At 71.5% G+C, this 19,553-nt stretch carries 16 protein-coding genes and 1 rRNA gene; 7 read left to right on the top strand and 10 right to left on the bottom strand.

Annotation, left to right across the window (positions count from 1 at the left end; genetic code table 11):
* Positions 1-68: ribosomal RNA gene (locus tag ACGFIS_RS32610) — 16S ribosomal RNA — on the bottom strand; the annotation flags it as partial.
* Positions 69-854: 786 nt separating this feature from the next.
* Between ACGFIS_RS32610 and ACGFIS_RS32615 the strand changes: the two genes are divergently transcribed.
* Positions 855-1,616, top strand: coding sequence for a hypothetical protein (locus tag ACGFIS_RS32615; protein ID WP_392912666.1), 762 nt, complete (start codon positions 855-857; stop codon positions 1,614-1,616).
* Here ACGFIS_RS32615 and ACGFIS_RS32620 read toward each other — a convergent pair.
* A complete protein-coding gene (locus ACGFIS_RS32620; protein ID WP_392973512.1) occupies positions 1,554-2,405 on the bottom strand; it encodes a putative RNA methyltransferase in 852 nt (283 codons plus the stop codon). The genes ACGFIS_RS32615 and ACGFIS_RS32620 overlap by 63 nt on opposite strands.
* Positions 2,406-2,575: 170 nt before the next feature.
* Positions 2,576-2,929, bottom strand: a complete 354-nt coding sequence (gene trxA / locus ACGFIS_RS32625; protein ID WP_392912670.1) for a thioredoxin — start codon at positions 2,927-2,929, stop codon at positions 2,576-2,578.
* Positions 2,930-3,059: 130 nt separating this feature from the next.
* Between trxA and ACGFIS_RS32630 the strand changes: the two genes are divergently transcribed.
* Complete coding sequence (locus ACGFIS_RS32630) at positions 3,060-4,070, top strand: RNA polymerase sigma factor RpoD/SigA (protein ID WP_392912672.1); 1,011 nt, start codon at positions 3,060-3,062, stop codon at positions 4,068-4,070.
* 186 nt (positions 4,071-4,256) lie between these two features.
* Complete coding sequence (locus tag ACGFIS_RS32635) at positions 4,257-5,603, top strand: class II 3-deoxy-7-phosphoheptulonate synthase (protein ID WP_392912674.1); 1,347 nt, start codon at positions 4,257-4,259, stop codon at positions 5,601-5,603.
* 14 nt (positions 5,604-5,617) lie between these two features.
* On the opposite strand, the gene ACGFIS_RS32640 is transcribed toward ACGFIS_RS32635, so the two are convergent.
* Genes ACGFIS_RS32640 through ACGFIS_RS32650 form a run of 3 tightly spaced genes read right to left on the bottom strand, consistent with a single transcriptional unit; the run spans position 5,618 to position 8,659 of the window.
* Complete coding sequence (locus ACGFIS_RS32640; protein WP_371945588.1) at positions 5,618-5,986, bottom strand: ATP-binding protein; 369 nt, start codon at positions 5,984-5,986, stop codon at positions 5,618-5,620.
* Between the two features lie 44 nt (positions 5,987-6,030).
* Positions 6,031-6,369 (bottom strand): STAS domain-containing protein, encoded by a 339-nt coding sequence (locus ACGFIS_RS32645; RefSeq protein WP_392912678.1) that lies wholly within the window; start codon positions 6,367-6,369, stop codon positions 6,031-6,033.
* 31 nt (positions 6,370-6,400) lie between these two features.
* Positions 6,401-8,659, bottom strand: a complete 2,259-nt coding sequence (locus tag ACGFIS_RS32650; protein ID WP_392912680.1) for a SpoIIE family protein phosphatase — start codon at positions 8,657-8,659, stop codon at positions 6,401-6,403.
* Positions 8,660-8,996: 337 nt separating this feature from the next.
* Between ACGFIS_RS32650 and ACGFIS_RS32655 the strand changes: the two genes are divergently transcribed.
* Positions 8,997-13,247, top strand: coding sequence for a HAMP domain-containing protein (locus tag ACGFIS_RS32655; RefSeq protein ID WP_392912682.1), 4,251 nt, complete (start codon positions 8,997-8,999; stop codon positions 13,245-13,247).
* An 82-nt stretch (positions 13,248-13,329) separates the two neighbouring features.
* Positions 13,330-13,971 (top strand): response regulator, encoded by a 642-nt coding sequence (locus ACGFIS_RS32660; RefSeq protein ID WP_358468626.1) that lies wholly within the window; start codon positions 13,330-13,332, stop codon positions 13,969-13,971.
* A gap of 7 nt (positions 13,972-13,978) precedes the next feature.
* On the opposite strand, the gene gltX is transcribed toward ACGFIS_RS32660, so the two are convergent.
* Both gltX and ACGFIS_RS32670 read right to left on the bottom strand, forming a co-directional pair.
* On the bottom strand, positions 13,979-15,376 hold the full coding sequence (gene gltX, locus ACGFIS_RS32665; protein WP_358468628.1) for a glutamate--tRNA ligase: 1,398 nt from the start codon (positions 15,374-15,376) through the stop codon (positions 13,979-13,981).
* 72 nt (positions 15,377-15,448) lie between these two features.
* Positions 15,449-16,069, bottom strand: coding sequence for a TIGR03086 family metal-binding protein (locus tag ACGFIS_RS32670; protein ID WP_392973515.1), 621 nt, complete (start codon positions 16,067-16,069; stop codon positions 15,449-15,451).
* 66 nt (positions 16,070-16,135) lie between these two features.
* On the opposite strand from ACGFIS_RS32670, the gene ACGFIS_RS32675 reads away from it, so the two are divergent.
* Together ACGFIS_RS32675 and ACGFIS_RS32680 are read left to right on the top strand one after the other, a co-directional pair.
* Positions 16,136-17,017: a helix-turn-helix domain-containing protein gene (locus tag ACGFIS_RS32675; protein ID WP_392912692.1), complete on the top strand. Its 882-nt coding sequence runs from the start codon at positions 16,136-16,138 to the stop codon at positions 17,015-17,017.
* The gene (locus ACGFIS_RS32680; RefSeq protein ID WP_392912694.1) at positions 17,014-17,649 is read left to right on the top strand and encodes an NUDIX hydrolase; all 636 of its coding nucleotides are present in this window, start codon (positions 17,014-17,016) and stop codon (positions 17,647-17,649) included. The genes ACGFIS_RS32675 and ACGFIS_RS32680 overlap by 4 nt, the downstream gene beginning before the upstream one ends.
* An 8-nt stretch (positions 17,650-17,657) precedes the next feature.
* Here ACGFIS_RS32680 and ACGFIS_RS32685 read toward each other — a convergent pair whose 3' ends face one another.
* Both ACGFIS_RS32685 and ACGFIS_RS32690 read right to left on the bottom strand, forming a co-directional pair.
* Positions 17,658-18,419, bottom strand: a complete 762-nt coding sequence (locus ACGFIS_RS32685) for an SDR family NAD(P)-dependent oxidoreductase (RefSeq protein WP_392912695.1) — start codon at positions 18,417-18,419, stop codon at positions 17,658-17,660.
* 94 nt (positions 18,420-18,513) lie between these two features.
* On the bottom strand, positions 18,514-19,521 hold the full coding sequence (locus tag ACGFIS_RS32690; protein ID WP_358468638.1) for a methyltransferase: 1,008 nt from the start codon (positions 19,519-19,521) through the stop codon (positions 18,514-18,516).
* Positions 19,522-19,553: the final 32 nt, after the last annotated feature.

A 19,553-nucleotide genomic window follows, 5' to 3' on the forward strand; every position in this document is an offset into this window, starting at 1 on the left:
CGCTCGACTTGCATGTGTTAAGCACGCCGCCAGCGTTCGTCCTGAGCCAGGATCAAACTCTCCATTAAGGCCACACGACCAACCAGAAAACAGAGGCGAACCCCCACAACCCGGCCGGCCAAACCTTGGAAAACAATCCCAGCAATGAACCCAAAGGGTTCTTTGCCTCAAAGAAATCCCCACCACCCCCAACACGAGGGCGGCCACGGGGCGGCCCAGCCGAATAACGACCGAACCGATAAAGGCACTGGCTTTTAACACGCTGTTGAGTTCTCAAGAAACGGACACCCACCGCGCCGAACCCGCTTCCGCAGGCCCCAGCTCCGGGGCAACCCTTCTAACTTACCCGGTTCGCCGCCGCTGTCAAGCCGATCAACCAAGATCTTTTCGACGGACGGAGACTCTCCAAGTTCCCCCACGCAACGACACAACGACAGACCAGAAGACCCGTCAAGATCGTTTCGTGGAGGATGCCCTGCGGGCCGGCCACCTCGCGGCGTCCTGCATCCCTTTTCCGGGCTGTCTAGCCATCCTACAACAGCCCGAGCGTGGCTCGAACCATTATTGGAGACCTGGCCCCCCGGGCGGCCGGCCGCTCGGTGGCGTCCCGCATCCCTTGGGGCAGCAGTGACGGTAGGGTCCCCCGCCGACGTCGTCAAATCGCGGCGCCCGAGCGTGCCGGCGCTTTGTCCCTCGCCCACACCATTCGTCTCACTGACCTCGCTGTTCACGCACTACGTGGGTCGGGTCACAGTGGGATACGGTGCGCAGACCGCAAGGCCCGCGGAATCCGGCGTCGTGGGCGTGCGGTGGCTCCCGGCAGGACAGCCGGCCGAGGTCTGGAGGAACGCCTCGTGAATGTGCCCGTCGCCATCCGCGCTTCGGCCGAACGCCTGGTGGTAGCCGCGACGATGGGGCCGACGATCCACGACGTGCATGCGTGGCGGTTCAAGGTCGTGCCCGGTCTCATCGAAGTGCACGCCGATCCCGTCAGGTTCCGCCCGGCACACGACCCGCTCGGGCGAAGCCTGCATCTGAGCAGTGGCGCCGCGCTCGTGAATCTGCGCTTGGCCGCCGCCCAGCTCGGGCACGAGGCGGTGGCGCGGCTGCTTCCCGACGCCGGCCGCCCATCGGTTCTCGCGTCAGTGCGGCTCGCGGGACGTCACCGGATCACGCGGGAGGAACGCCTCCTGTACGCCGCCACGCTCCGCCCCTTCCTCGCGGAGCGTCCGGCTGCCGCAGCGCGGCCGTCCCTCTCCGTCGTCAATGAACTGGGCGAGGCGGTGCGGCTGGAAGGAGCGGCCCTTCATCCGCTGCCCGCGGCGCAACAGGCGACGACTCAGCGGGCGGTGCTGACCACATACGGGGACTCCCCCTCCGAGTGGCTCCGTGCGGGACAGGCGCTCCAGCGTCTTCTGCTGAGCGGCACGGCCCTTGCGGTCTCGATCTCGTTCAGGTTCGATGTCGATGTCCCCGGCGTGGAGGATGTGACTCAGCCCGGCGAGATACCCCAGGTGCTCCTCGAACTCACGCAGGACGTGGATGCGCGGCGCCTACTCAAGCCGCCGGTACCCCGACAGCACGAAGGACATGGGCACTGGGAGAGGGTCGGGTAGCCGTACCAGCCGTTCGCGGAGCTGCTCGACCGGGACGTGATGGGCGCTGGGCCCCATTCCCACGAGCGTGGTGACCTCGTCGTGGGTCAGAACGGCCTCGGCTTCGATGTTCTCGCGCGAGTCCAGCTTGAAGTAACCGGCGAGTGCGGCATCCGTGCGCTCGGTCTTGCGCCGGTCGACCGAGAGCAGCCCGAGCGGCTCGACGAGGGACCCGAGGTGCCCGGGGGACGGCGTCACGGTGAAGAGCAGCCCGTCGTCGCGGAGCACCCGGTGGAATTCGGCGGCGTTGCGGGGCGCGAACACGTTCACGACGGTGTCGGCGGCGCCGTTGCGCAGCGGAAGCGGACGCCACAGGTCCGCGACGATCGCGCCGGCGCGCGGATGCGCCTTGGCCGCCCTGCGTGCGGCGTGCTTGGAGATGTCCAAGGCGAGCCCGGCCGCGGCCGGCGACCGGTCGAGGATCCGGCTCAGGTAGTACCCGGTTCCCGCGCCGGCATCGACGACGAAGGACGGATCGGCGCGTGAGACGTCCCGGGCGAGCCGGTCCGCGAGTGCCGTGAAGTGGCCCGCCCCAAGGAACTCGCCGCGCGCGCGCACCATCTCGGGGGTGTCCGCCGTTCCCGGACGGGCGTTGCCGGGCAGCAGGTTCGCATAGCCCTGCCGCGCGATGTCGAAGGCATGCCCGGCCTGGCAGTGCAGTCCGCGGTCGGCCATTTCGAGGTCCGCTCCGCACACGGGGCACACCAGGTATCGGGCGACATCGGCGAGCATCCGTCCATCATCGACCATGCCGGATGCGGAAGGTGCGGCCGCGTCCGCTTCTTTGCCGTCACGCCGCCGCGCCGTCAGCCGCGCTTCCCGCACACGCCACCTGGGACGCCGACCTTCCGGTGGTCCCGCACGACCCGGCGACCAGCATGTTCGGTGGGGCCGGCGGCGGGTTCAGACCCGGAGGCGGTTCAGGATTCCGCGCGGCGGCGGACGTCCTCCATGTCGAGGCCGCGCACCTGCTCGATCACGTTCTCCAGCGTCGACTCCGGCACCGCGCCCGGCTCGGCGAAGACGATCATGCCGTCGCGGATCGCCATCAGGGTGGGGATGGACCTGATCCCGAACCGCTGCGACAGTTCCGGCTCGGCGTCCGTGTCGACCTTGGCGAAGACGATGTCGTCGTGTTTGCCCGCCGACCTCTCGTACACGGGGGCGAACCTCTTGCACGGTCCGCACCACTCCGCCCAGAAGTCGACCATGACGATGCCGTCGGCCTGAGCGACCTGGTCGAAGTTCTCCGCGGTGAGTGTGACCGTCGCCATGTCGGTTTCTCCTCAGTCGGGGTATCAGGACGTAGAGCGGCTAACAGCCTCGCAGTATTCCCCACTTGGGAATCACAGAGCGGTAATTAACGTTGTCCTCCTAGGGAGATCGCACCGGAGAAGGGTCAGGATGGCTGCAACCCGTACCAAGGGCGACAGGGTCGACGTTCCCGACAAGGATCTGGTCGGAGCGTACCTCGACCGGATCGGCCGTACCCCCCTGCTCGACGCGCAGGAGGAGGTCGATCTGGCCAAGGCGATCGAAGGGGGCCTGTACGCCGAACAGCTGCTCGTGGAGGGAAGGGCGCCCGAGGGCGCGACCCGCGAGGAGCTCGAGGCGCTGACCGCGGCGGGGCTGCACGCCAAGCAGCGTTTCGTCGAGGCCAATCTACGCCTCGTGGTCTCGATCGCCCGTAAGTACCCGACCGACTCGTTGCCCCTCATCGACCTGATTCAGGAGGGGAACCTGGGGCTGATGCGCGCGGTGGAGAAGTTCGACTACCGCCGCGGCTTCAAGTTCTCCACGTACGCGACATGGTGGATCAGGCAGGCGATCGGCCGCGGGCTCAGCCACACCGCCCGCACGATCCGGCTGCCCGTCCACGTTGAGGAGGAGCTTTCCCGGCTGCGGCGCGCGGAGCGTCAGCTCGGCCGTGAGCTCGGCAGGGAGCCGACCCGCGAGGAGATCGCCGACACGATCGGCGCCGAGGCCGAGCATGTGGACGAGCTGCTGCGCTGGCGGCGCGACCCGGCGAGCCTGGACGCGACCGTCGACGAGGCGGGCGAGACGCCGATGGGCGACCTGCTGGAGGATCCGGACGCCGTCACACCGGAGGCCGAGATCCTCGCGCTGGACGACATCGAGGGCCTCGGGCGGCTGCTGGACCGGCTGCCGGAACGCGAGTCCGCGATTCTCCGGGCCCGGTTCGGCATGGACAGCGGCCAGCCCCTGTCGTACGCGCAGATCGGCGCCCGGTACGGGTTGAGCCACAACCGGGTGAGGCAGATCACCGACCGTTCGCTGCGGCGGCTGCGGCAACTGGCGAGCGAGGCCGACCTGAGCGGCCACCGGACGCTGGCGGCGGGGCCGGGCTCCGCGCGGGAACCGGTGCGCGCGGCCGCCGGAAGCCGGGCTGCCTGAAGCCGGGCGCGTCGACCCCCGCCCCGTGATCGGCAGATCCGTGATCGGCAGATCCGTGATCGGCAAGATCCGTGATCGGCGAAACGGGCGGCCCCGGAGCCGGGGCCGTCCGTTCGCGTCCGCGCCTCGTGGCTCCTGTGGACGCCGTCGTCCGGCACGGGCGGGGCGTGCCATAGCCTTTCCAGCGTGAGTACATCCGCCAATGGGGACCTTGACGCCTGGCGCTCCCTCCCCGCCCTCCAGCAGCCCGATTGGGACGATCCGGACGAGGTCCGGGCGGTCGCCGCCGAACTCGCCAGGCAGCCCCCGCTCGTCTTCGCCGGCGAATGCGACCAGCTCAAGGCCCAGCTCGCGGACGTCGCGCAGGGCCGGGCGTTCGTCCTGCAGGGCGGTGACTGCGCCGAGACGTTCGACGGGTCGACCGCCGACGCGGTGAAGAACAAGCTCAAGACGCTGCTGCAGATGGCGGTCGTGCTCACCTACGCCGCCAGCGTGCCGGTCGTCAAGATCGGCCGGATGGCGGGTCAGTTCGCCAAACCCCGCTCCAAGCCCGTGGAAATGCGCGGCGGCGTGGAACTGCCCGCGTACCGCGGCGACGCGGTCAACGGGTTCGCCTTCGACGCCGCGTCCCGGCGCAACGACCCGAACCGGCTGCTGAAGGCCTACCACTGCTCGGCGGTGACGCTGAACCTGTGCAGGGCGTTCACCAAGGGCGGGTACGCCGATCTGCGGCAGGTGCACGCCTGGAATCAGGACTTCGTGGCGACCAGCCCGGCGGGCCGCCGCTACGACCGGCTGGCGGGCGAGATCGACCGGGCGCTGACGTTCATGAAGGCGTGCGGGGCGAGCCCCGACGAGTTCCACGGGGTGGAGTTCTACTCCAGCCATGAGGCGCTGCTGCTGGAGTACGAACGCGCGCTGACCCGCATCGACCACCTCAGCGGCCTGCCGTACGACGTGTCGGCGCATTTCCTGTGGGTCGGTGAGCGCACCCGGCGGCTGGACGGGGCGCATGTGGAGTTCCTGCGGCAGATCCGGAACCCGATCGGGGTGAAGCTCGGCCCGGCGACGTCCGCCGACGACGCCCTGGCGCTGATCAAGCGGTTGAACCCCGACGGCGAGCCCGGCCGGCTGACCTTCATCACCCGGATGGGCGCGGGCCGGATCCGGGACGCGCTGCCGCCTCTGATCGAGAAGGTGCATCAGAGCGGCGCGCCGGTCGCGTGGATCTGCGACCCGATGCACGGCAACACCTTCGAGGCGCCGAGCGGGCACAAGACGCGGCGGCTGGACGACGTGCTGGACGAGGTGGCCGGGTTCTTCGAGGTCCACCGGGCTCTCGGGACGCACCCCGGCGGCATCCACATCGAGTTCACCGGCGACGACGTCACCGAGTGCGTCGGCGGCGCCCACGGGCTCGCGGAGGCCGATCTGCATCAGCGGTACGAGACGGCCTGCGACCCGCGGCTCAACCGCGGCCAGTCACTGGACCTGGCCTTCATGGTCGCCGAGCTGTACCGCAAGTCCGCCTGACCGGAGCGCGGCCGTCAGATGTCCACCTCGGCCCAGACGACCTTGCCGCCGGTCACGGGGTCGGCGCCCCAGGAGTTCGCGAAACGGTCGACGATGAACAGGCCGCGGTGCGACTCGTCCAGCGGGCCGGGGACGGTCAGCCGCGGCAACTGGGCGGCGCGGTCGCGGACCTCGACGCGGACGCGGCCGCTGCCGCGCAGCAGGCGCAGCTCCAGCGCCGTCCCCGCGTGCCGGACGGCGTTGGCGACGAGTTCCGCGACGATCGCGGTGACGAGTTCCTCGCGCTCCATCAGCGCCCAGGTCCGCATGGTGCGTGCGGCGAGGCGCCGCGCGTACTCGACCGCCTCGGTCTGCGGCGCCGCGCGCAGTGTGGTCTCGGTCATCGGGTCGGTCACTCCGCCCGCTCGCCGTTCTTCATCGTCTCTCCTCACCGCCCATCGGCCGGAGCCTCCTCCGCCGGGCCCTCGATCAGGAAGCGATCGAGGCCGGTGGTCCGCAGCACGTTCTCGACCCGGCCGTAGGCGCCGGTGACGGTGAGCGTGGCGTTCTGCGCGCGCGCGTGCTTGTACGCACGCACGAGAACGTTGAGACCGGAGGAGTCACAGAAGTCGACCGCGGCGAGGTCGACGACGACCGCCCGCTCTCCCGCGTCGACGAGTTCGGTCAGCCGGGACCGCAGCTCGTCGGAGGAGTGCAGGTCGATGGAGCCGCGCGCGGCGATCGTCGCACGGCCGTCCTGTCGTGTCGTGTGCAAGGCAAGCCCCACGCCACCCCACCTTACCGATTGTTGGTCTCCATCATGACGCCCGCAGAACGATGAGGGCAACGTCGTCGTTCGACGGCTCCGGGCCGAAGTCGCGGACGGCTCGCTGAATGCGGGCGGCGACGGCCCCCGCACTCAGCCCCGTGCAGCCCGCGAGCAGGTTCTCGAGCCCTTCGCCGTCCCCGAGCAGCCGGTTGCCGGAGCGGCGCTCCGTGACGCCGTCGGTGACGCACAGCAGGACCTCACCGCGGCGCAGGTCGACCGTGTCGGTGTGGAAGTCGACGCCGTCGAACACGCCGAGCAGCGGCTGAGGCGAGGCCGCCTCCCGGACCGTGCCGTCCGTGGCGAGCACCAGCGGGGGCGGGTGCCCCGCGCTCGTCAGCCTGATCGTCACGCCTCCGGTGCGGCGCCTGGCGGCGATCTCGCCGTGCAGCAGGGTGAGCAGCCGCCCGCGTTCGCCCTCGCCGAGGATGAGCCGGTTGAGCCGGCCGAGGACACCAGGGACGGACATGTCCTCGGCGGCGAGGATGCGCAACGCGTGCCGGGCGAGCCCGGTGACGGCGGCGGCCTCGGGACCGGTGCCGCACACGTCGCCGATGGCGAACCGCCAGTGGGACGCGGCGGCCGGGCCGCCGGGGCGCCGCCCGCTCTGAAAGACGTCGTAGAAGTCGCCGCCGACCTCGCTGCCCTCCCCGGCGGGCTCGTACACGACCGCGACCTCCAGGCCGGGGATCTCAGGGATGCCGGGCGGCAGGAGGCTGCGCTGCAGGGCGCTGCTCATGGCGGTCTGCGCGGAGAACAGCCGAGCGTTGTCGACGGCCAGGGCGGCGCGGCGGCTGAGCTCCTCGGCGAGCTCGATCGCGCTGCGGGGGAAGCGGTCGCCGGACGGGCGGCCGATGACGATGGTGCCGATGCGCCGGCCGCGGGCGATCAGCGGGAACGCGTAGACCTGGTCGGTGGCGGTGTCGCCGGTGGCGGCCCGGACCTCCGCGGGCGCGGCGGCGAGCCCGTTCCAGGGGCCGGGGACGTCCATCGGCGGGGCGGCGCCCGCGTGTTCGAGCAGCTCGCGGAGCCCGTCGGCGCGGTTCTCATCGGCGTGCCACACGTAGGCGAGCCGGTCGGGCTCGGACTCGGTGACGTTGTAGACGGCGCACCAGGTGGCCAGGCGGGGGACGACGAGCTGGGCGACGAGCGCCATCGTGCGTTCCTGGTCGAGGGTCCCGGCGAGCAGGTCGCTGGCCTCGGCGACGAAGCTGAGCCAGCCCCGCCAGGACCGTTCCAGCTCCCCCACTCTGGCCTTCTCCAGGGAGAGCGACATTTCGTCGGCGAGCCGGCCGAGACGTGCGCCGTCGGCCTCGGCGAACCGGCCGGACACGGACGAGACGGCCACGAGCAGGCCGGTGAGGCGTCCCTGGGACTCCAGTGGCGCGGCGGCCAGGGACCGCGCCTGCAGGGCCGCGGCGGTCGGATCGGAGGCGTCCGAGGCGACCCAGGCCGAGCCGGCGCGGGCGGCGGGGCCGAGTCCGGCCACCGACAGCTCGCCGAGGGGCATCTCGGCGGCGGTGCCGGCGGAGGCGCCCATGATCAGGCGTCCGTCGCGCTCGGTCAGCAGGACGGCCGCGCCCTCGGCGCCGAGGACCTCCCGGACGCCGGCGACGCCGTCCTCCATGGATTCCACCGCCGCCGGGGACCGCAGGAGCCGGTCACCGGCGGCGGGGACCTCGCCCACGCCCTCTCCGAGCCTGCCCTCCCTGACCTGGCCCGAGCCGTCGCGGGCGGGCTCGCCCGGGCCGTCGCGGGCGACGCGTTCACGGGTGCGCTCACGCCTGGCGGCGCCGTCTCGGGCGGGCTCGGCGGAACCGCCGGCCTCGGCGGGCTCCCCGGGAAGGGATCCGGCCGGCGCGGCGGCGCCCGCGGCGCCCGGCCGGGGCAGCCGGAACCAGACGCCCTTCGTGCGGCGGTCGTAGGAGACGCCCCAGGATGCGGCGAGCCGGGCGATCGACGGGAGGCCGCGCCCGCTGGAAGCGGTGACGCCCGGCATGTCGATACCCCGGGTGGGATGGCGGTCGCGAATCTCGATCTTGATGTCGCCGTCCTCGATCCGGCAGGAGACCTCGAAGGACGTGCCGGCGTAGGCGATCGCGTTGGTGGCGAGCTCGCTGGTGGCCAGGACCGCGTCGTCCGCGACCTCGTCCATGCCCCAGTCGGCGAGCACCTTCCGGACGAACCGGCGCGCGTCCGCCACCGCGGGGGCGGCGGACGGGAAGGTGGCCGACGCCGTCTGCCGATCCAACTGTCGTCCCTCGTTCGAAGCGTCACTACCGGGCCTGGCCATCGTGACAGACCGGTCGGCGACCCGGCCACGGGACCCGTGAACCGGGAGGCGGCGCGATGCGCCCGGCCTCGGCGGCGCGATCCCCCGCCAACACGACAGACCGTAACACGAAGACTACAAGGGCGGATGCACGTTCATTGCCGTCCGTTCACCTCCGGCGTGCGGACGGCGTCCAGCATCGCACGGCGACGTAGAGTACTGGGTGCGGCCAGGAAGGCCCTAGAGACGGAGTCCGTGCCATCCGGCCATCCGGTCTCCGGACACCCGACAATCGCGGGCCAGGAGGATGAACAGCATGCCGCGTACCGCGTCTCGCGCCCGCCCAGGCGGCGGGTACCGCGATACCACCCCCCGCTACAGCGACGCAGATCTCGAACCGCTCCTCAAGGCGCTCATCGCCGTGCGGGACGGGAAGGCGAGGTCGGAGCTGACCGTGCCGGGCGAGGGGGCCGTGGCGGAGGCCGCGGCGATCTTGGAGGAGATCCGCCAGAACGGCCACGAGCTGGCGTCGGGGCTGAGCCGCGTACGCCGCGAGATCGGCCGGGAGGGCCAGCTCCGCGGGAGGTTGACGCCGGGGACGCTCCGCGGCACCTGGGCGACCGCGGTGGAGGACGCCAACGCGATCATCGACAAGCTGACCGACCTCGCCACGGGGATGAGCCAGGTGGTGGAGGCGGTGGCCGCGGGCGACCTGAGCCAGCGGGTCGAGCTGCGGGTGCGCGGCCGGCCGATGCGCGGGGAGCTGCTGCGCATGGCCAAGTCGGTCAACGGGATGGTCGAGCTGCTCGACCAGTTCACGTGGGAGGTCACCCAGTTCGCCCGCGAGGTCGGCACCGAGGGTCGGCTCGGCGGTCAGGCCCCGGCGCGCGGGATGACGGGCCGGTGGCGGGACGTGACGGCCTCGGTGAACATCATGGCGGCGCGGCTGACGTCCCAGGTCCGCGACATCGCGGAGGTCACCACGGCGGTGGCCAGGGGCGACCTGACCCGCAAGGTCACCGTGGAGGCGACGGGTGAGCTCCAGGAGCTGAAGCTCACCGTGAACACGATGGTCGACCAGCTGTCGGCGTTCGCCGACGAGGTGACCCGCGTGGCCCGCGAGGTCGGCACCGAGGGCCAGCTGGGCGGCCAGGCCAACGTGCCGGGCGTCAGCGGCGTGTGGAAGAACCTCACCGACAACGTGAACGCGATGGCGAACAATCTGACCTACCAGGTCCGCAACATCGCCCAGGTCACCACCGCCGTCGCCGACGGCGACCTCGGCAAGAAGATCACGGTCGACGCGCAGGGCGAGATCCTGCAGCTCAAGGACACCGTGAACACGATGGTGGACACCCTGTCGGCGTTCGCCGCCGAGGTCACCCGCGTCGCCCGCGAGGTCGGCACGGAGGGACGCCTCGGCGGCCAGGCCCGCGTGCCCGGCGTGAGCGGCGTGTGGAAGGACCTGACCAGCAACGTCAACGGGATGGCGTCCAACCTGACCTACCAGGTCCGCAACATCGCCCAGGTCACCACCGCCGTCGCCGAGGGCGACCTCGGCAAGAAGATCACCGTGGACGCGCAGGGCGAGATCCTGGAGCTGAAGGACACGGTGAACGCGATGGTGGACACGCTGTCGTCGTTCGCCTCGGAGGTCACCCGCGTCGCCCGCGAGGTCGGCACGGAGGGGCGCCTCGGCGGCCAGGCGCGGATGCCGGACGTCAGCGGCGTCTGGAAGGACCTGACCGACAACGTCAACTCGATGGCGAACAACCTGACCATGCAGGTCCGCGGGATCGCCCAGGTCACCACGGCGGTCGCGAAGGGCGATCTGACCCGCAAGATCGAGGTGGACGCGCAGGGCGAGATCCTGCAGCTCAAGGACACCCTGAACACGATGGTGGACACCCTGTCGGCGTTCGCCGACGAGGTCAGCCGCGTGGCCCGTGAGGTCGGCACCGAGGGCCGGCTCGGCGGCCAGGCGCACGTGCCCGGCGCGGGCGGCATGTGGAAGGACCTGACCGACAACGTCAACGGGATGGCGTCCAACCTGACCTACCAGGTCCGCAACATCGCCCAGGTCGCGACGGCGGTCGCGCACGGCGACCTGACGCGGCGCATCGACGTGAACGCGCAGGGCGAGATCCTGGAGCTGAAGACGACGCTGAACACGATGGTGGACACGCTGTCGTCGTTCGCGTCCGAGGTCACCCGCGTCGCCCGGGAGGTCGGCATCGAGGGGCGGCTCGGCGGGCAGGCCGAGGTCGAGGGCGTGTCGGGCACCTGGAAGCGCCTGACCGAGAGCGTGAACGAGCTGGCCGGCAACCTGACCACCCAGGTCCGCGCGATCGGCGAGGTCGCCAGCGCGGTCGCCACCGGTGACCTGACCCGGACGATCACCGTGGAGGCGCGCGGCGAGGTCGCCGAGCTGAGCGACAACGTCAACCTGATGGTCGCGACGCTGCGCGAGACGACCCGTGCCAACGAGGAGCAGGACTGGCTCAAGACGAACCTGGCGCGGATCGGCGGTCTCATGCAGGGCCACCGGGACCTCATGCAGGTCGCCGAGCTGATCATGCGTGAGCTGACGCCGACGGCGACCGCCCAGTACGGCGCGTTCTACCTCGCCGAGAGCATCGGCGAGGAGACCGAGCTGGTCATGATCGCCGGGTACGGGATGCGGCGCGGGCGGATCGGGGCCGTCCGGTTCGCGATGGGCGAGGGACTGGTCGGGCAGGCGGCGCAGGAGCGCCGGCCGCTGCTGATCGCCGACGCCCCCGCCGACTACGTCAAGATCGGTTCGGGGGTGGGCGAGGCGTCCCCGGTCAACATCATCGTGCTGCCGATCGTGTTCGAGGACGCGGTGCTCGGCGCGATCGAGCTGGCCGCGTTCGGCCGCTTCACCGACGTCCACCTGGCGTTCTTCAGCCAGCTGATCGAGACGATCGGGGTGACGCTGAACGCGATCAGCGCCAACACCCGGACCGAGGCGCTGCTCGGCGAGTCCCAGCGCCTCGCGCAGGAGCTGCAGGAGCGCTCGGACGAGCTGCAGCGCCAGCAGGGCGAGCTGCGGCATTCCAACACCGAGCTGGAGGAGAAGGCGGCGCTGCTGGCCCAGCAGAACCGCGCGATCGAGATCCAGAACTTCCAGATCGAGCAGGCCAGGCGGACGCTGGAGGAGCGCGCCGAGCAGCTGGCGATCTCCTCGCGGTACAAGTCGGAGTTCCTGGCGAACATGTCGCACGAGCTGCGCACGCCGCTGAACAGCCTGCTCGTGCTCGCCAAGCTGCTGTCGGAGAACCAGGGCGGCAACCTCACCGGCAAGCAGGTGGAGTTCGCCCAGACGATCCACGACTCGGGCACCGACCTGCTGGAGCTGATCAACGACATCCTGGACCTGGCCAAGGTCGAGGCCGGGAAGATGGAGGCGCACCCGCAGCAGCTGTCGGTGTCGGCGCTGGTCGACTACGTCGACGCGACGTTCCGTCCGCTGTCGGTCGACAAGGGGCTGCAGTTCGGCGTGGAGGTGGCGCCTGACGTCCCGTCCGTCCTGAACACCGACGAGCAGCGGCTTCAGCAGGTGCTGCGCAACCTGCTGTCGAACGCGGTGAAGTTCACCGCCGAGGGCGAGGTGCGGCTGCTGATCGAACGGGCCGGCGACATCGACTTCACACTGCCCGCGCTGTGGAACACCCCCGACGTGATCGCGTTCCGGGTGATCGACACCGGCATCGGGGTGAGCACGGACAAGCTTCAGGAGATCTTCGAGCCGTTCCAGCAGGCCGACGGGACGACGAGCCGCCGCTACGGAGGCACCGGCCTCGGCCTGTCGATCAGCCGGAACATCGCGCGGCTGCTGGGCGGGGAGATCCACGCGGAGAGCCGGCCGGGCAGCGGCAGCGTGTTCACGCTCTACCTGCCCGCCCAGTACAGCGAGCGCGACGACCGGCGGCGCTCGTCGCTGACGGACGACGTGGTCGTCGCGTCGGAGGGCATGGCGGGGATGATGCCGGGCGGCGAGCCCGGCAACGGCGGTCTGCCCGCCGCCGGGTCCGCGCCCGCCGGGGACAACGGGCTCCCGGCGGATCAGCGGGCGCCGGGCGGGGAGCGCCCCGGCGAGCCGGAGGCCGCGATCGCCGGCCTGCTGGAGGGACCTCCCGCGGACTTCCTCGACACGGTCCTGTCCGGCCGCAAGGTCCTGATCGTCGACGACGACGTCCGGAATGTGTTCGCCCTCACCAGCGTGCTGGAGGGCTACGGGATGGAGGTCCTGTACGCCGAGGACGGGCAGGCCGGAATCGATGTCCTGCACCGCAACCCGGACGTGGCGGTCGTGCTGATGGACGTGATGATGCCGGGCCTGGACGGCTACGCGACCACCGCGGCGATCAGGGAGATGCCGCAGTTCGCCGAGCTGCCCATTATCGTGATCACTGCGAAGGTGATGAAGGGCGACCGGGAGAAGAGCCTGGAGTCGGGCGCCTCCGACTACGTGCCCAAGCCGGTGGACGTGGACCATCTTCTTGACGTCATGAGGAACTGGCTGCAACCCTCCATCGTCCGCTGAGGAGAGGAGAGGCCTGGAAGTAGGGTCGCCGTAGGCGCTGAAGCGGCCGGCGATGGCGGGGACCGGAATCGGAGAGACGCGCGTGGACGACAAGGCGAAGATCCTGCTCGTGGACGACCGCGAGGAGAACCTGATCGCGCTGGAGGCCATCCTCAGCTCGCTGGATCAGGACCTCGTCCGGGCGCGGTCCGGGGAGGACGCGCTGAAGGCGCTGCTCACCGACGAGTACGCGGTCATCCTGCTGGACGTCGTCATGCCGGGGATGGACGGGTTCGAGACGGCCCGCGACATCAAGCGCCGCAAGAAGACCCGCGACCTGCCGATCATCTTCCTCACGGCGGTGAACAGCGACCCCGACTACGCCTTCCGCGGCTACGCGGCGGGCGCGGTCGACTTCATCTCCAAGCCGTTCGACCCGTGGGTGCTGCGCGCGAAGGTGTCGGTGTTCGTGGAGCTGCACAACAAGAACAAGCAGCTCCGCGACCAGACGACGCTGCTGCGCGAGCAGGCCGCCCTGCTGCGGGAGCAGTCGACGCTCCTGCGGGCGCGCCCCGCCGAGGAGGCGCCGCAGCGGGCCGGTGAGCGGCTGGCGGCCGTGGAGGAGCAGGCCGAGGTGGTCGGCAAGCGCGTCCCGGACGCCCTGCGCGGCGAGTTCGACGAACTCGGCCGCCGCCTCACCGAACTCCGCCAGGCCCTCAACGGCGAAGGCCCGGCGTCGTCCTGACCCCCGGCTAGCCGCGATCCAGTACGGCCCTGGCGGCGGCGATGCGGGCGAGCGTGCGGTCGCGGCCGAGGATCTCCAGGGACTCGAACAGCGGGAGCCCGACGGTGCGGCCGGTGACGGCGACGCGGACGGGCGCCTGGGTCTTGCCGAGCTTGAGGCCGTGTTCGGCGCCGATGCGCTCCAGCCGGTCCTTGAGCTCGGCGGCGTTCCACGGCGCGTCCCGGTAGGCGGTCTCGGCGGCGGCGAGGATCGCGGCGGCGGGCTCCTTCATCGCCTTCTTCCAGGACTGCTCGTCGGACGGCGGCTCGTCCAGGAACACGAAGTCGATCATCGGGACGATCTCCGACAGCAGCGCCACCCGGGTCTGCGCCAGCGGCGCCAGCTCGGCGAACACCGCGACGTCGACGTCGAACGGGGCCTCCTGCAGGAACGGGAGGCACTCGGCGATGAACTTCTCGACGGGCAGCGCCCGGAGGTAGTCGCCGTTGAACGAGCGGAGCTTCTTCTCGTCGAAGAACGCGGGCGAGGTGTTGACGTCCTCGATGCGGAACTCGTCGACGATCACGTCCCAGGGGACGATCTCGCGGTCGCCCGACGGGGCCCAGCCGAGGAGCATCAGGTAGTTTCGCATGGCCTCGGGGAGGTAGCCCTCGGCCCGGTAGTCCTCCAGCGCGACCTTGTCGCGGCGCTTGGACAGCTTCTGCCGCTTCTCGTTGACGATGACGGGGACGTGCGCCCAGACGGGCGGCTCGCCGCCGAGCGCCTCCCACAGCAGCTGCTGCTTGGGCGCGTTGGACAGGTGCTCCTCGCCGCGCACGACGTGGGTGATGCCCTGGCTCATGTCGTCGACCGCGTTGGCCAGCAGGAACGTGACCGACCCGTCGGCGCGGGCGATGACGAAGTCCTCCAGGACGGCGTTCTCGAAGACGGGCTTGCCGCGCAGCAGGTCCACGACGGTGGTCTGGCCCTCGTCGGGCGTGCGGTAGCGGAGGGCGCGTCCGGGACCGGCGTCCAGGCCGCGGTCGCGGCAGAACCCGTCGTAGCCCTTGTGCTGGTCGCCGGTGCGGGCGATCACGGCTTCGCGGGTGCAGTCGCAGTAGTAGGCGCGGCCGGCGGCCTTGAGCGTCTCGACGGCCTCGGCGTGCCTGTCGGTGTTGGCCGACTGGAAGTAGGGGCCCTCGTACTGTTCGCCGTCCATCCCGAGCCAGGCCAGGGCGCGGATGATGCCCTCGGTCCATTCGGGGCTGTTGCGGGAGGCGTCGGTGTCCTCGATCCGCAGCACGAGCGTCCCGCCCGACTGCGCGGCCATCACCCAGTTGAACAGCGCCGAGCGGGCGCCGCCGACATGGAACATGCCGGTCGGGGACGGGGCGAAGCGGACGCGGATCGAAGAGGTCGAAGACATGCTTCAAGGGTAGAGCGCGCGGGGGCCCGTTCGCGCCCGGGACCCGCGCGCCCCGCCCGTGTTCCCACCGGGCTACGCGCCCGGTGCGGGCCTCCAGTGCGGATCGCGGCCGGCCAGCCCGACGAGCCGGTCGAGGAGCGGCGCGTCCTCCGGCACGGGCACCTCGGCGCCGAACGCCCCGTATTCGCGGCCGACCTCCGCCGTCGGGACGAGCTGCTCCCACGCGGCCCGCACGACCTCGGGCGGGTAGCCGGGCTCGCGGCCGGTGGCGGCGGCGAGGTCCCAGCCGTGGGTGACGGACTCGCCGAAGAGGATCCCGGCGATGAACTCGGCCGGCATGCCCTCCTTGTTGCCGGTGAGGCTGGTCGTGCCCTCCCACGCCGCCGGGTCCTGCCAGGCCTCGGCGGTCTTCCTGGCCTGCTCCTCGTACCGCTCGGCCCAGCGGGGCTCGGCGGTGAAGTCGTGGTCCTCCCCCGGCCCGGTGATCGGCAGCTTGTGCGCGGCGGCCTCGCCGCGCGCGCTCCACAGGATCAGGTGGTTGATCAGGGCCCGGACGTCCCAGCCCGCGCACGGGGTCGGCGCGTCCAGCTTCGCCGCGGGGATCTCCAGGACGATCCGCGCCGCGGCCTCCGCGGCGGGAAGCATCTGGCTCCGGATATCCATGATCTCTCCCTCGCTCATCAGTTCGAACACGCCGTCCACGGTAGAACCGGCCGCGGGGTCCGGTCTTGAAGAAACGCGCCACGTTAGCCTGAACTGATGGAACGACCCCTACCCGGTGGGACGCGGGGCATCCTGCACGCGCGGACGGGGCTGGAGCACTTCCGGGTCGAGCGGATCGCGCCGCCGCCCCCGCTCGCCCCGTTCGCCGAATTCTTCTGGGTGCTGCGCTGGGACCTGCGCGGACGGCCCCCGCACCGCCAGCGGCTGCTCACGCTGCCGTCCGTCCACATGACCTTCACCAGCTATCTGACCAGCGGGGCGACGCGGGCGCGGATCGTGGGCGTGGTGCGCGAAGAGTTCACCGAGGAGATCGCGGACGAGGGCCGCGTGGTCGGGGTCGGTTTCCGGCCGGGCGGGTTCCGGCCGTTCCTCGGCGGCGACGTGCCGGTCTCCGCGCTGACCGGCCGGTTCGCCGGGGTGGACGAGGTGTTCGGCGAGGACGGCCTCGCGCTCGCCGGGGAGATCTTCGCGGCCCCGGGCGCGGCCGAGGGCCTCGCGCTGCTGACGGAGTTCCTGATCGGGCGGCGTCCCGTGCCCGACCCGGCCGCCGAACGGGCCGCCGGGATCGTCGCGCGGATCGCGGCGCGTCCGGGCCTGCTGCGGGTGGACGAGCTGGCCGGGGACGTGGGGATGAGCCCGCGCAGCCTGCAACGCCTGTTCCACGAGTACGTGGGCGTCGGCCCGAAGTGGGTGATCCGGCGGTACCGGATGCAGGAGGCGCACGAGCGGGCCGCGTCCGGCTCGGACGTCGACTGGGCGGAGGTGGCGGCGGAGCTCGGCTACGCCGACCAGGCGCATTTCACCCGCGACTTCACCGCCGCCGTCGGGACCCCGCCCGCGACGTACGCGCGGGAGGCGGCGCCGAACCGTGAGCCGGGGACGGAGCGCGAGCCGGGGCCTGGCACCATCGACGCATGACCGACCCCCTCGATCCGTTCGGCGACCTCGCCTCGTTCCGGAGTGTCGCCGCCGGCAGGCTGGCCTCGTTCGAGCACACGACCGTCCCGGACAAGCCCGGCCTGCGCCGCGCAGGGGTCGTCCTGTGCGCGGTGGAGCACGACGGCGTTCCCGCGGTGATCCTGATCAAGCGCGCTTACCGGGGGCGCAACCCCGGTCAGTGGGGGCTGCCCGGCGGCCGCGTGGAGGAGGGCGAGACGCCCGAGGAGGCGGCCCTGCGGGAGCTGCACGAGGAGATCGGCCTGACCGCCGGGTCCGCCGACGTCCTCGGCAGGCTCGACGACTTCCCCGCCACCTCCGGTTTCTCGATCACGCCGGTCGTGGTGGTGCTGGACGACCCCGGGCCGCTGATGCCGAGCCCGGACGAGGTCCACTCCGTCCACCACACGAGCCTGCGCAAGCTCGCGGACGACGACACGCCGAAATGGGTTCCGCAGCCCGGCGGCGGTCATCTGCTACAGATGTGGCTGGGGCCCCGGTGGCGCGTCCATGCCCCGACCGGCGCGATGCTGTGGCAGTTCCGCGAGGTGGTGCTGCTCGGGCACGACGTCAGGGTCGCCGACCTCGTCCAGCCCGACTGGACGCGCCACTAGCGTCGGCGCTAGAACGTCCCCCCGTCGATGACGATGCGCTGCCCGGTGAGGTAGGACGCCTCGTCGGAGACGAGGAACCGCACCACTCCGGCGACCTCCTCGGGAGTGCAGACGTGCCCGTAGGGGGATGAGGCGTCCGCTTGCCGGATGTCCTCGATGCCCGTGGTGGCGCGCACGAGCCGCCGTCCCATGTCGGTGTCGACCACGCCGGGCGCGACGACGTTGACGTGCATGCCGTTGCCGCGCTCCTCCTTGGCGAGGGTCCGCGCGAGCGCCTCCATCGCGGCCTTGCCCATCGTGTAGGGGGCGCCGAACGGCGGCGTGGTGTCGGTGATCACGCTGGAGACGAACACCATGTCGCTGCGTCCGGCGCGGCGCATCAGCGGCAGCAGCGCCTGGCTGAGGTGGTGCGGGCCGAACGCGTGCACGCGCAGCACCCGCTCGAGCTCGGCGGGGTCGGTGCCAGCGACGCTGTGGCCGCGGCTGGCGATCCCGGCGCAGTGCACGAGGATGTCGAGGCCGCCGAGCTCCGCCTCGACGCGGGCGGCGAGGGCCCGGCACTCCTCCAGGTCGTCGACCGACGCGCGGAACGCGTGGCCGCGCACGCCCGCGGCCTCGATGTCGGCGACGGTCTTGCGCGCGGCGTCCTCGTCGCGCCGGTAGGCGACGGCCACCCCGGCCCCGTCGGCGGCCAGGGCCAGGGCGATCGCCCGGCCGATCCCCCGGCCGCCTCCGGTGACCAGGGCGGTACGGCCGGCCAGAGAACTCATGGGGCGCTCCTTCGTCAGGGGGCGGACGACAGCACCATCCTGCACGCTCGCGGCCTCCCGCCGTAAGCGGGCCCTGACGAAGACGCCCCCGGGCCTACCCGGCCGGTTCCGCCTCGATGACGTGGTAGGCGGACGGCGGCAGCGGCCCGGTCAGCGAGACCACCGTGAGTCCCGCGCCTTCGAGCAGCTCCCGGAACTCCGCCTCGGTCCGCTCGCGTCCGCCGGTCGAGACGAGCATGTTGAGGTCGTTGCGGACGACGCCGGCCGTCTCCGGCGTGACGATCTCCGGCATCACCTGCTCCAGCACGAGCACCCGGTCGCCGGGACGCATCGCCGCGCGGACGTTCTTCAGGATCGCGGTGGCCTTCTCGTCGTGCCAGTCGTGGATCACGCTCTTGAGGACGTACGCGTCCGGGCCTTCGGGAACGGACTCGAAGAAGTCGCCCGGCATGATCTGCGCCCGGTCGGCGACGTCCGCCAGCGTGCCGGACGCGGCGTCGAGGCCGGCGGGCAGGTCGAAGAGCACTCCGCGCAGCCCGGGGTTGGCGCGCAGGATCGCGGCGAGCAGCGTTCCGTCACCGCCGCCGAGGTCCGCGACCGTGGCGTAGCGGCCGAAGTCGTGCGCCTCGATGATCCCCGGCGCGACCGCCCGGGTGTGCTCGGCCATCGCCGCGTTGAACGTCGCCGACAGCTCTCCGTCCGACTTGAAGAACTCGAACGGCGTCTTGCCGGTCGCGCGTTCCCACGCGTACTCCCCGGTGCGCAGCGTCTCGGTCATGTCGCCCCACGTCCGCCACACGTCGGGGCCGCAGAACAGCTTGATCAGCGCGCGGATCGAGTCGGGGGCGTCGGCGCGGAGCCGCCGCCCCTCCGCGGTCAGCGCGAAGAGGTCGCGCTCCTTCTGGTCCACGACGCCCAGGCCGGTGAGGCCGCGCAGCAGCCGGTACAGCGACGGCGCGTGGGTTCCGGTCTCCTTCGCCAGTTCCGCGCTCGATCTCGGCCCGTCCGCCAGGGCGTCGGCCAGCCGTATCTCCGCGGCCACGTGAAGCATCTGCGCCGGCATGTACCCGAAGGCCAGGTCCAGCAGCGGTGATCTCGACATCGTCGGCTCCCTTCTTTGTCACCAGGGACGCT

The organism is Spirillospora sp. NPDC048824, assembly GCF_043198455.1.
Classification (GTDB): Bacteria; Actinomycetota; Actinomycetes; order Streptosporangiales; family Streptosporangiaceae; genus Spirillospora.